Origin of the sequence: Hyphomicrobium sp. 802 (assembly GCF_000526135.1) — a bacterium.
GTDB lineage: Bacteria > Pseudomonadota > Alphaproteobacteria > Rhizobiales > Hyphomicrobiaceae > Hyphomicrobium_B.
Window position 1 is genome coordinate 3348919 of record NZ_JAFM01000001.1, and the last position, 12729, is coordinate 3361647.

The following is a 12729-nucleotide window of genomic DNA, read 5'->3' on the forward strand; positions in this document are numbered from 1 at the left end:
TCAAGCGGCCTTGAGCAATTCGCTTGGTGAAAACATTATCTGCATAAAGAGCAATCCCGCCACAAAATGGAACCGGAGCCCTGAGGAAGGCTCCGGCCATCTGCGACGGGATTAGGGTCTGTTTTACTTACGTAATTACGGGAGGTTTACGCCAGCCGTGAAGACGAAACGCGAGTCGGCCAGATTGTTATCAAAGCCGTCAGCAGCGTTCTTGCTGATGTTTGTATCCCAGTACCGGAAGTCCATGAAGTACTTGTCGACCGACAGCTTCAGACCGGCGTTCCAGTAGGTGTAATCCTTCTGGCCCAGACCGACGCCGATGAAGTCGGCGCTCGTGGAAGACATGCCGGTATCGGTATAACCGACGACACCGCTGACAACCGGTGTGAACATGTAGAAGTTCGGCAGCGTGTAGGACGCGTTGCCTTCGATCGTCCAGGTTTCGTTGTAGTTGCCGCCCTGATCAGGCGTGTAGTACAGCGTGAGACCGGTCGTAAGGTTGGTGATCGGCGTGATAGAGGCCGCGGCTTTAAGTTCGAGGTAGTCGCCGTTGCTCGAGCCGGGGATCGAGTTGTTCGGATACGTATAGTACAGGATACCGAAGTCCCAGCTGACCGGACCAGTCACAGGACGGACGCCTGCGTACATATCCAACTCGAACGGGCCGAACGGATCGGCGATGTTCGAACCCCAGAAATCCAAGTACCAGGTCAGGTTCGGATTGCCGTAGGTGAATTCGATAAACGGCTGGAAGGCCGGATCTTCGTTCGTGAACGAGATACCACGGAACATGTAGTCCGAGGTGCCCGAGATGGTGATCGAGTAGCCGAACTTGTTCGCCCCATCGTCATCGGCGAGCGCTGCCGTCGACATGCCCAGCGCGGCGACAGCCGCCACGCCTGCAGCGCCCAAGAAACTTCTGATATTCTTCATAAGACAACCCCCGTCCCAGATCTGCGGCTCGCAACACCCGCTCTATTGCGGACAACGCGACTCTCAACCGCTCTGAGATTAGGAAAACTTTTTTGATGGGACCGCACAAGCGATTAGGAGCAACACTGTGTGACTTGCCAGGCGTATGTTACCTGTGTGCAACGCTGCCGAGAGAAGAAGCCTGAGCGTTGTCGATATGCCTTGAAATTAAGCACATCGGTGCTGCGGCAAAAGCCAACTTAAAGGCACCTTGCAAAAAGCAAAAGCAAATTGAACACCAAATGAGAAACTATCTGAACACGCTTCGTCATGACGTCTCGTCAGGAATCATCTGTGGCAGTTACAACGCACTCAGTTTCGCTCGCACATAAGCCGTCAAAGACATGAATCACCCCGACAAGCCCCCCGGTACCGTCCTCATTACAGGCGCGGCGCGGCGCATTGGACGTGCGCTCGCCCTCGATCTTTCGCGTGCGGGATGGACGATTGCGATTCATTACCGGAATTCGGCGCCAACGGCCCTGCTGCTGGTCGAAGAGATCGAGTCGGCGGGAGGTCACGCCCAAGCCTTTCAAGCTGACCTGATCGACGCGGAAGCGCCGCGCGCTCTCGTCTCCGACGTCAAAGCCGTGTTCGGTCCTCCGACGGTGCTCATTAATAACGCGTCCGAGTTTCTTCCCGACACCGTCCAGAGTCTCGATAACGAGACCTGGGACCTTCACCTCGGCATCAATCTCAAGGCGCCGGTGTTCTTGGCGCAGGCCATCGCTGCCGGCTTGCCCGAGGGCTGCGAAGGAAACATCATCAACATCATCGACCAGCGCGTTTGGAATCTGACGCAGGACTTCTTTTCCTACACGATCTCGAAAGCTGGTCTCTGGACGGCGACGCGAACGCTGGCGCAAGCGCTCGCGCCTCGGGTTCGCGTGAACGCCATCGGTCCCGGCCCCGTTTTGCGCAGTATTCACCAGACGGACGATGATTTCGAGCGCGAGAGCCGATCGACACTGCTCGGGCGCGGCGCCTCTACGGATGAGATCGCCGCCGCCGTGCGATTCATTCTTGCGACGCCGTCCCTCACCGGCCAGATGATCGCCCTCGACGGCGGACAACATCTGACTTGAGGCACAAATAAGCCCGTCGTTGCGCGGCAATGTCCCAGCCCCGCCGCAATGTCACCGCGCGCTGTTCTCATTACTGCCCAAATACTTGGCGACCTTTGAATCGGGTCCAAATGGGGGGCTCATAAACACTTTTTTAACGTTAAGCGCCTACGAACGTTAATAGTTCTGTTGGGCGCCTCGACAGGGGGTGCCGCGTGCAAATGGGTGTAACCATGCTTCGCCGCGTTCGGACGCCTTTTGCGTTCGCTTTGGCTGCAGCCGTGACACTGGCTGCCATGTCGCTGCCTGTAAAGGCTGCGGGACTTCCTCAGGTCGAGATCAGCGCAAGGAACAAGGTCCCGGTGTGCGCCACGCCCGGACGCTTGATGGGCTTTCTCGAAAGCCGCAATCGCGATCTCGATCCGAAATTTCAGACGATCGCCGCTGATTACATGCGGATCGGCAACGAGCTTAAAATTCGCTGGGATATCGCTTTCTTCCAGATGATGCTCGAAACCGGCAACCTGACGTTCAAAGGCGACGTCAAGGCGACGCAAAACAACTTCGCCGGCATGGGCGCCACGGGCAAGAATGTTCCCGGCGAAAGCTTTCCGAATGTCGCGACGGGCGTCGAAGCCCATCTGCAGCATCTCTTGATGTACGCCGGCGAACACATCGACAATCCGGTCGCCGAGCGCACGCGAAAGGTTCAGGAGTGGGGTATTCTGACGGACTGGCAGAAATCACTGCACGGTCCTGTCACCTACGATCAGCTTGCAAAGCAATGGGCGCCCGGCTCGCGGCGCTACAGCCGCGAAATCGCAGGACTCGTCGAAGCATTCTACGGCAGCCCATGCCGCGGCCCCGATCCGCAGCCTGAACTGATGGCCCTCGCCCAGCCGGGCGGCGGCACGAAGGTTGCCGCGCAGACGCCGCCTGCGGACACCACGTCAACGCAAGTCGCCTCGGCCGACGACAGCTCGGCTAACACGGGTCCCTATATTTCCGGCGCAGCACTCGCCAAGCGCGCGGTAGAAGAAGCGCGGAAATCCGGTTCGTTCGAGCGTTCTGGCCTCGGCGCTGAATCGCTGATCCCGCCGTCGGTTAATGCACCCGCCGTCGGCGAACCGGCCGCCAACACGCCCACAACGTCGTTCAAGGTCATCAACGCCTCGACTTCGTCCGACGATGAAGCCGCGACTGCTGATACCTCCGCTCAGGTCGAGCCGTTGAAGTCGAAGACGAACAAGAAGCAGTCTGCTGCCGCGAAAGTGTCTGGCGGAACCAAGACCGCAATGATGATCCCGGCTGCAGGCGTAAAGCCGAAGTGCAAAGTCTGGACGGCGAGCTACGGCGGCGGCCACTCGGTCATTATCCGCGCCAAAGCGGATGCGCAGGAAAATTATACGGTACTTGACGTCAACGAAGGCTCCGAAAAGCGCGAGGCTGCAGCCTACATTGCGGCGTACGCGAAGGGCGGCGTGACCGTTGGCGAATATTCGAACCCATCGCAAGCCCTCGATAAGGCCTTCGAACTCTGCCCTGACGGTTGATCGCAAAGAGAAACCGTCGCAGAGGGCCTTATTTGATGGCGACACCAAAGCCGCTTCCATTCCGGAATCTAACCGCCGCCCTGGCATCGGCACTGTTCGTCCTGACGACGAGCGGTGCCAAAGCCGCGCCTCCGATCAGGACGAGTGCGCAAAATCAGGTTCCGGCCTGCGTCACTCCGGAACGCCTCATGGCTTTTGTGGCCGAGCGCAATCCGCACGTTGACCCGCGCTTCCGCGAAATCGCGCGCTGGTACAAATATTTCGGCGAAGGCTGGCACGTGCGGTGGGACTATGCGTTCTATCAGATGGTGCTGGAGACGAACTATCTGTCCTATCGCCGGGGCGATGGGCAGCGCGGCGACGTTCGTGAAAACCAAAACAATTTTGCAGGCATCGGCGCGACCGGCGGCGGCGTGCGCGGCGAGCGCTTCGCGGATGTGAAGACCGGCGTACACGCGCAGATTCAGCATCTCGTCGCCTATTCGGGCGAACGTCTCGCGGCGCCGGTTGCCAAGCGGACGCGCGAAAATCAAGACGACATCATCAAACTCGCCCAACGGCTCGGACGGCCGGTGACGTTCGGCGATCTCGCACGCCGATGGGCAGCGGACCGCGCTTACGGCAAATCGATCGACATCGTCGCCGGGTTGTTCCGTTCACGCTATTGCGACCAGCCGGCGCAAGCAGCGGAAAGCGATGTACCGCCGCCTGCACCGTTACAGATCCGGCGTGAATGGCGGTATCCGTTCCGGCAACCGTCCGGACTTGGCGGACCGGTGCCCGAAGACGACAGCGCCGGCCCCGAGATCCCGCCCTTGGGCGCGAAATCGAAGAAACAACCGGCTGCACCGGTCCATCATGCCCGTCCCGCCGCAGTCGCTCCGAAAAAGCCCGCGGTGAAAACGCCGAAACATGCACTGAAAAAAGCGAAAGTTCGCAAACTAGCGCGCAAGGCGAAAAAGACTTCGCGTGTCACGGCCGCGGCTCATACTTCGACCTCGGCTTGGGTTTCGACAATCTCAGCGGCGCACGAGACGACCGTCGCTAAGGAAGGAGCAGTAGCTGCACCAGCCGTTGCTCAGGCCGCACCGGCCGCGGAACAAGTTGCAGAGAACAGCGAAAGCTCAAGTTTCCTGCCTTGGCTGCCGACGTTTCGCATCGCGCCGGAACCGCCCCAGCCGTCACGTCTCGGCGGTCCGCTCCCGGCGGAGCTTGGTGCCGCGGCGAAGGCCGCGGAAAACGCGCCCGCAGCACACTGCAAGGTTCTGACAGCGAGCTACGGCGGCAAGAAAACACTGCTGATCCGCTCACGCTCCGGCGATGAAGTTCAATATACGGCGCTGACGATCATGGACGGTTTCGAAAAGCCGATGTTCGAAGCCTACGCCCGCACGGAAGCGGTCGGTGCCGAGATCGTCGGCGAATATGCGTCACCGGAATCGGCGCTGATCGACGCCAAGGTCAATTGTCCTGAGGACAAGTGAGGCGCCGTTCGCGCGCCCGTTTTAAGGCGTCGATGTCGGCGCGAGATACTTAAGCGCGGCGGTCGATGCCGCGCCGCCGATGACGCAGGGAATGCCCACCTCAACCTGTCCCAACGCACCGGCAGCGACACAGCCGAGCGCCAGCACAGTCTGCCCGGCCTGACCCCACCAGTTGTAATTGCGAAGGCTCTCGGGACCCTGGGCTTTGAGCTGATCGATCGACGCCAGCGCATCCTTGCGCAGTTTGGCGAGTTCATAGGACTCGGCCGCGTCGATCACTTCGGCAAGCGGCTTGCGCAGTTTGGGATCGACGTCGGCCGAAATCTTTTTCAACATTCGCAGCAAATCATCGTTGCGGGCGGCGTTCTGCGCCAGCGTCCACTTCGCCATCGCGCCGATTGTCAGATAATCGACCTTGTCCTTATCGAGCGATAATTCGAGTGCGGTAACGATGCGCCGGACTGGGGCTTCCCAGCCGGTCGCAAAGTAATAGCCCCAGTTCAAATCGATGACGCTGGAGTCATCCTTGATCGACATCTCCGTCAGCGTCGGCTTATTGCCGTAGAGATACTTTTCGATCAGCACTCTGCGGGCAGGCATACGCTCGACGTATTTCTTCAGGGTATCGCGCCAACGCGGCAGGCCGGAATACGCGATGCCCTTGATCACGAGCACCTGATCTTCCGGCGGGAGCGGAAACATCTTCGTTATCAGTTCGTCGGCGATCCGTGGGTTAGCGCCCAGCACGCCGGCGACGAAGCCGATGTAGACGCCGGACTGATCGGTATCTCTCGTCACGCCGAAATCCGACATTGCCTTCACGGCTTGCGGCAGGCGTTGAGGATCAGGATTCTTGCGGTAATCGTTGATCCACTTGAGAAGCTCTTGCGAATTCTCAAACGGCTTCGAGGCCTTGCCCTTTGTACGTTTTGCGTGCGCGGGATCTTTCGCGGGCCTCGACAGCGTGAAGTCTTGCACTTTCACGGGCCTCGCCGTCGCAAATGCCGGCAGGACAATGAGGTAGCTTAAGCCAAGAATGGCGATGACGCGACGCATGACACCCCCCTCGGCGCATCGTTGTTCCCTGAACTTTCAATGAAATTGGACACCACGCCCTCGGCATGGTGATTTTGTGGCGCAGCATGCAATGCCTTGCTTGACCTTGGCGGCGGCCCAATTTTAGGTGCGCCATGACCGAAGAACCCGCGACATTGACATCCCCCCCGGAAACGCCCGCAAAGACAGGGCCCGAGGTCATTGCGGCCTATCTCAAGCTGCTGCCGCAGAGCCCCGGCGTATATCGAATGCTCGATACGGACGGCGAGGTGATCTATGTCGGCAAGGCGAGGTCGCTCAAAGCCCGTGTCTCCAATTACGCCCGGCTCAACGGCCATACGAACCGCATCGCACGGATGATCCTTTCGACGGCGTCGATGGAGTTCGTATCGGTACGTACCGAAGCCGAGGCGTTGCTGCTTGAAGCGAACCTCATCAAGCGCTTCCGGCCTCGCTTCAACGTTCTGATGCGCGACGACAAGTCGTTTCCTTACATTCTCATCGGCCGGGACCACGGCGCTCCGGCCGTCATGAAGCATCGCGGCGCACGCAACCGCAAAGGCAGATACTTCGGACCATTCGCCTCGGCTGGCGCCGTCAGCCGCACCGTCAACATGCTGCAACGCGCGTTTCTTCTGCGCTCATGCTCCGACAGTGTCTACGACAGCCGCACGCGGCCGTGCCTGCTTTATCAGATCAAGCGTTGCTCGGCGCCGTGCACCGGAGAGATCAGCCTCGACGATTACGGCAGGCTCGTCGATGAAGCCGAAAGTTTCCTCAGCGGCGAAAGCCAGACTGTCCGCGAGATGTATCAACGGCTGATGGCGGAGGCCGCGGAGAAGCTCGAATTCGAGACCGCCGCAACGTATCGCAACCGTCTGTGGGCGCTGGCGCATGTCACGGCCGATCAGTCGATCAATCCGGAAGGCGTCGAAGAAGCCGACGTGTTTGCCGCCTACCAGGACGGCGGACAGACATGCATTCAGGTGTTCTTCTTCCGCACCGGACAGAACTGGGGCAATCGCGCCTACTATCCGAAAGCGGATCGCTCGCTGAATGTCGAGGACGTACTCGATAGCTTCATCGCGCAGTTTTACGACGATAAGCCCGTGCCGCGCCTGATCCTGATCTCGCACGATATCCCGAACCGCGAACTGCTGGCCGAAGCGTTGACGACAAAGGCGGAGCGCAAGGTTGAAATTCGCGTGCCGTCGCGCGGCACCAAATCGACGCTCGTCGAACATGCGCTTGCGAACGCCCGCGAAGCGCTTGGCCGAAAGCTCGCGGAAAGCTCATCGCAGGCGCGTCTGCTCGAAGGTGTAGCGGAGCGGTTCTCGCTTGCGGCCGTGCCGCGCCGCATCGAGGTTTTCGACAACAGCCATATCTCCGGCACCAATGCCGTCGGAGGCATGATCGTCGCGGGGCCGGAAGGGTTCGTCAAAGGCCAGTATCGCAAGTTCAACATCAAGTCGCCGGAGACAACGCCGGGCGACGACTACGCGATGATGCGCGAGGTCCTGACGCGCCGCTTCAAGCGCATTGCGGAAGCCGAGGTGCTGGACGAGATCGAGACTGAGGTCGAAGAGATTGCCTCAGACGTCAGCGGTGGTCCGCTTTCGCCCATTGTCGACGATCCGGATGACACCGCAGATGAACGCGCGTTTCCAGACAAGCCCGATCTCGTCCTGATCGACGGCGGCCTGGGGCAGCTTTCGGTCGCGCGCGAAGTCTTGGCCGGTTTCGGGTTGCACGACATCGCATTGATCGGTGTCGCAAAAGGTCCGGATCGCGATGCAGGCCGCGAACATTTCCACATTCCTGGGCGCGACCGGCCGATCATGCTTGAAGCGAAGGACCCGGTGCTCTACTTCGTGCAACGCCTGCGTGACGAAGCACATCGGTTTGCGATCGGCACGCACAGGGCGAAGCGTGCGAAATCGCTCGGCGCCAATCCGCTCGACGAGATCGAGGGCGTTGGGCCCACGCGTAAGCGGGCGCTTCTGAAACACTTCGGCTCGGCCAAGGCGGTGTCACGCGCCGGTGTCGAAGACTTGAAGGCTGTCGATGGAATCTCGGCCGATATGGCCAAAAAAATCTACGACTTTTTCCACGAGCGGGCGGGATAGTCGCGGGAACTCTTTAAAGGCTAGCCAGCTGCACACCGTCCGCCCTAATTTCGCGGCACTTGAGGGCGATGGGCCATCTCCCTTTTGCTCAATTCACTTTCTAAAGGCTCCAGTTCTGCCGATGCTCAGACGTGCACTTGCAATCGCCACCTTAGCCATTCTCTTCGCGGTACCGCGGGCCGATGCCCAGGACGCCACTATGAACGGCTGGGCGCCGGTTGCCGATCCCGTCAAGGAAACGAAGGAAGCCCCGGCTCAGCCGCAGGCGCAGGCCACGACGCAGGCACAGCCCGTCGCTCCGGCGCAATCTGCGGCACAGCCTGCACAATCGGCGGCGCCCGCTCAAACCATCACGCCGGCGCAACAGCCAGCCGCGGCGGCTCCAGCGGCCCAGCCAGCGCCTGCGGCACCCGCCGCAGCACCTCCGCCTGCCGCGGCGCAAACACCCGCTGCAGCCGCTCCTGCGGCGACTGCAGCCCCAGCGGCGCCTGCGGCAGCGGTTCCAGCAGCAGCGGCCCCCGCTGCGGCGGCTCCCACTGCAACAGCTCCGGCGGCTGGGGCTCCGGCAACGCCTGCTCAGGCTGCGGCACCCGCCCAGGCCGCAGCACCCGCTCCGACAGCACCAGCTGCGCCTCCGTCCCCGCCCGCGGTTTCTCAGGAGGTCAACGCGGAGATCACCAATCTCGTCGGCCAGATGGACGGGGCGGAGAAATCGCTTTCGAACATCTCGAACGCCGACGACGACCTCGGGCAATTGCGCGACAAGCTCGACGCGGTCATTTCAAAGACAACGGAAACCGCAGATTCATTGCGTCCGCGCTTGTCCGACATTCAAACGCAGATCAAGCGGCTTGGTCCGCCGCCCGCGAAGGATCAACCGTCGGAAACGCCAGCCGTTGCGGGGGAACGGTCACGGCTCGATGCGCGCGAGGCGGACGTCTCGGGAGCCATCAAGACGCTCGAAAACACTTGGTGGCGCGCCCGACAGGCGATCGACAAGATCACCGAGCTGCGCCTCAAAATGTTCGTGCGCAGCCTCACTGAGCAGATGACGAGTCCGGTCTTTCCCGAGTTCTGGAACGACTTCCACAGGCACAGAGAGGCCATTCAGTGGCGCCTTGATTATAACGCGCGGGACTGGTGGAACGCTGTTACCGGACAGAAGACGAGTGCCCTGATCCTGCTCGTCGCAGTCATCGGTCTCTATCTGCTGCTCAAGACCGTGGTCGTTTCTATCACGCGCTATCGGGCCCCTCCGAATTCAACCCCGCCGACGTTCTTCCAGCGGGCAGCTTCCGCCGCATGGATCGCGCCGGTACGGGCTATTCCCGGTGTTGCAGCAGCCTTCCTGGCCTATGGCGGCCTCGAATATCTTGGACTGCTCTATTATCCGACCGCCGCCCCGGTGGGTGTGGCCCTTCTTGAAACATCGCTGGTATTCGTGGCGGTGTCCGCGCTGGTCATTACAGTCTTTGCGCCGCGCAGTCATGAGCGGCGGCTGATGCACCTTTCCGATCGCAGCGCGCGGCGCATCTCGCGGCTTCTCGTCATACTGGCGCTGATCTATTCGATCGATCTCTTCCTGTCGAAGTTCGCGCAGGTTCTGTATTTGCCGCTTTCGATGAGCGTGGCGCAGTCACTGTTCACGAGCATTGCGTTCGCGCTTGTACTGATCGGCCTCCTGCTGACGCCCTTCGAGTCCAACCAAATGACGCGCACGCGTCCGGTTTCGCGCAGTGAGCCGCTGTGGCTCAAGCTGCCGCTATGGGTTGCGGCGTTGTCCATCATCGGCCTTTGCCTCACGGGCTACATCGCGCTCGGCCGGTTCCTGGCGCAGCAATTGGTCATGACCGGTGTTGTCGGACTCGTAGCGATGCTTCTGATCCTCGCAATCCGTGCCTTTACGCGCGGCAGCACAACGTCGCGAGGACATATCAGCGAGCTTCTCGAAGCTCGGATGGGCTTCGATGACGTCCGCCGCAAGCAGCTCGGCTGGCTGACGGAAACCGCGCTGACCCTGGGCGTAGCTCTGATCACGGTGCCAGTGCTCCTGCTGCAGTGGGGTTTTTCGGCTCCTGACATTCGCGACTGGATGCAACGGGCATTCTTCGGCTTCGAAGTCGGCTCGATCCGCATCTCTATCGTGCGAATCCTGATTGGCATCGCGCTTTTCATCGCGGTGGTCGTCGCCACCCGAATGATCCAGCGGCGTTTGCGCGAGAACATTCTCATCGCGCCGAAAATGGACCCAGGCATCGCGAACTCCATCGACACTGCGGTCGGCTATGCCGGTACGGCGCTCGCCGCCGTGATGGCGATCTCTTACGCCGGGTTCAACATTACAAACCTCGCGATCGTCGCCGGTGCGTTGTCGGTCGGTATCGGTTTCGGCCTGCAGTCGATCGTTAATAACTTTGTCTCGGGCCTTATTCTCCTGATCGAGCGGCCGATCAAAGTCGGCGACTGGATCGTCGTCGGCAGCGAACAGGGGACGGTGAGAAGCATTTCGGTCCGTTCGACCGAGATTGAAACATTCGACCGCGCAAGCCTCATCGTGCCGAATTCCGAACTCATTACCGGCCGTGTCTTGAACTGGACGCACCGCAGCGCGCTCGGCCGAGTGGTGCTGAAATTTTCTGCCGGGGCCGAGATCGATCCCCGGCTCGTCCTGCCGATCCTCAACGAATGCGCTGCGCGGCATCCTACGATCCTGCGGGAACCGGCCCCGCTGGCGACGTTTGACGGCTATACGCCGACGACGACCGAATACACCCTGCGGATCATGCTTCCCGACATTACGCATTCACTGAAGGTCCAATCGGACCTTCGGATTGCAGTCTACGAGGCGTTCCGTAAGGCCGGCATTGTCAGTCGACAGGCTTTCGCACCGCCAGCTGCCGTGTCCCCCCCACCGCCACCCGATCCTGTGCCTCCCCCGGTTCCGGCTTCGGCCGCGGCGTCATAACGAATTCCTGCGGCTTTCTGCCCTGAGCCGTTCACCATCGGCGCGCACTTTGCTCACTGGGGATTGACGGCCCGGCGGTGCTGCGGCTACCCAAAACCATGGATCACGTCGCGCACCGCTCGCTGTCAATGAGCCTGCCCAATATCCTAACTTACGGACGGATTGCGGCCGTGCCCGTGCTTGCGGGCGTGCTGTTCTTCGGGACGGGCGAAATTGCGCGCTGGCTGGCGTTCGCGATTTTCGTTGCCGCCTGCGTAACAGACTGGCTCGACGGCTATCTGGCCCGGATCTGGGAGCAGCAGTCCAATCTCGGCCGGATGCTGGACCCGATCGCCGACAAGCTGCTGGTCGGGGCGACGCTCCTCATGCTGGTCTATACGGACACCATTGGCAGCTGGTCGATCTGGGCGGCTCTGACGATCCTGTCGCGCGAGATCCTGGTGTCGGGCCTACGCGAGTTTCTGGCAGAGCTGAATGTCAAGGTGCATGTGACGCAGCTTGCCAAATGGAAAACGGCGGTCCAGTTCGTGGCGCTTGCGATCCTGCTGGCCGGGCCGGCCGCTGAGAAGCTGCTCCCCGGCACGACCCTGGCCGGAATGGTGCTGCTTTGGGTGGCGGCGCTCCTTACGCTTCTGACCGGCTATGACTATCTGAAGGCCGGTATCCGCCACGCGATCTATCGCTGAGCCTGACATGACCGACAGACAATCAGCCCCCGAAGTGACGCTTCGCTATTTTGCGTGGTTGCGCGAGCGCGCGGGCGTCAGCGAGGAGCGTCTGAGGCTGCCGGCCGATATCGTGACGGTCCGCGATCTGCTACTCTGGCAGGCGCGCCGTGGGCAACCGTTCGATCAGGCGTTTGCCAAGCCCGAAGCAATCCGTGTCGCCATCGACCATGCCCATGTGAAGCCGACGGCGGCCGTCGGCAATGCTCGCGAGATCGCCTTCTTTCCGCCCGTAACGGGAGGTTGATGCCGTGACCGTTCGGGTCTCCACCGACGATTTCGATATTTCCGAGGAGATGGCGAAACTCTCGGACGGCGACACGGCCATTGGTGGCGTGGCGCTTTTCGTCGGCAAGGTTCGCGGCGACGTTAAAGGCCAGCCCCTCGTCTCAATGACGCTCGAACACTATCCGGGCATGACGGAAGCGGAACTCGCACGCATCGAGACGGAAGCTTGCGCGCGCTTCAAGCTTTCGGCGTCGCTGATCATACATCGGGTCGGCGAACTCAAGCCTGGCGACAACATCGTGCTCGTCATCGCCTGCGCGCCGCACCGGCAGGATGCGTTCGCGGGCGCCGAGTATCTGATGGATTATCTCAAGACGCGCGCGCCTTTCTGGAAAAAGGAAACGCTTGGCGACGGCAGCGCGCAGTGGGTCGATGCCCGCGAAAGCGATGAGGATGCCGCCGCGGCGTGGGCTCTAACGAGCAAATAGATTTTCGAGGCTTCGATAGCTGGCATTTTAGCGCGGCAGTTAACGGCCGCTTAACCGGCTGGGCCGGA

Annotated in this window: 10 protein-coding genes; 8 read left to right on the top strand and 2 right to left on the bottom strand. The window is 60.9% G+C overall.

The window, feature by feature from the left end; all coding sequences use genetic code 11:
• Positions 1-135 precede the first annotated feature (135 nt).
• Complete coding sequence (locus tag HYP802_RS0117025; RefSeq protein WP_013948598.1) at positions 136-933, bottom strand: TorF family putative porin; 798 nt, start codon at positions 931-933, stop codon at positions 136-138.
• Between the two features lie 383 nt (positions 934-1316).
• On the opposite strand from HYP802_RS0117025, the gene HYP802_RS0117030 reads away from it, so the two are divergent.
• The 3 genes from HYP802_RS0117030 (at position 1317) to HYP802_RS23300 (ending at position 5073) form a co-directional block, all read left to right on the top strand.
• Entirely contained in the window at positions 1317-2057 is a 741-nt protein-coding gene (locus HYP802_RS0117030) for an SDR family oxidoreductase (RefSeq protein WP_024276205.1), read from the top strand.
• Between the two features lie 200 nt (positions 2058-2257).
• On the top strand, positions 2258-3589 hold the full coding sequence (locus HYP802_RS0117035) for a glucosaminidase domain-containing protein (protein WP_013948602.1): 1332 nt from the start codon (positions 2258-2260) through the stop codon (positions 3587-3589).
• Positions 3590-3624: 35 nt separating this feature from the next.
• Positions 3625-5073 (top strand): glucosaminidase domain-containing protein, encoded by a 1449-nt coding sequence (locus tag HYP802_RS23300; protein ID WP_024276206.1) that lies wholly within the window; start codon positions 3625-3627, stop codon positions 5071-5073.
• A 21-nt stretch (positions 5074-5094) separates the two neighbouring features.
• On the opposite strand, the gene HYP802_RS0117045 is transcribed toward HYP802_RS23300, so the two are convergent.
• Positions 5095-6129 (bottom strand): hypothetical protein, encoded by a 1035-nt coding sequence (locus HYP802_RS0117045; RefSeq protein WP_013948604.1) that lies wholly within the window; start codon positions 6127-6129, stop codon positions 5095-5097.
• A 134-nt stretch (positions 6130-6263) separates the two neighbouring features.
• Here HYP802_RS0117045 and uvrC point away from each other — a divergent pair, with 134 nt between their 5' ends.
• From uvrC to HYP802_RS0117070, 5 genes are all read left to right on the top strand, one after another.
• Entirely contained in the window at positions 6264-8255 is a 1992-nt protein-coding gene (gene uvrC / locus HYP802_RS0117050) for an excinuclease ABC subunit UvrC (protein WP_013948605.1), read from the top strand.
• 121 nt (positions 8256-8376) lie between these two features.
• Entirely contained in the window at positions 8377-11220 is a 2844-nt protein-coding gene (locus HYP802_RS22480; protein WP_024276207.1) for a mechanosensitive ion channel domain-containing protein, read from the top strand.
• 98 nt (positions 11221-11318) lie between these two features.
• Complete coding sequence (pgsA, locus tag HYP802_RS0117060) at positions 11319-11906, top strand: CDP-diacylglycerol--glycerol-3-phosphate 3-phosphatidyltransferase (protein ID WP_024276208.1); 588 nt, start codon at positions 11319-11321, stop codon at positions 11904-11906.
• Positions 11907-11940: 34 nt separating this feature from the next.
• Positions 11941-12192 (top strand): molybdopterin converting factor subunit 1, encoded by a 252-nt coding sequence (moaD, locus tag HYP802_RS0117065; RefSeq protein WP_024276209.1) that lies wholly within the window; start codon positions 11941-11943, stop codon positions 12190-12192.
• A gap of 4 nt (positions 12193-12196) precedes the next feature.
• On the top strand, positions 12197-12661 hold the full coding sequence (locus HYP802_RS0117070; RefSeq protein WP_013948609.1) for a molybdenum cofactor biosynthesis protein MoaE: 465 nt from the start codon (positions 12197-12199) through the stop codon (positions 12659-12661).
• The last annotated feature ends 68 nt before the right edge of the window (positions 12662-12729 follow it).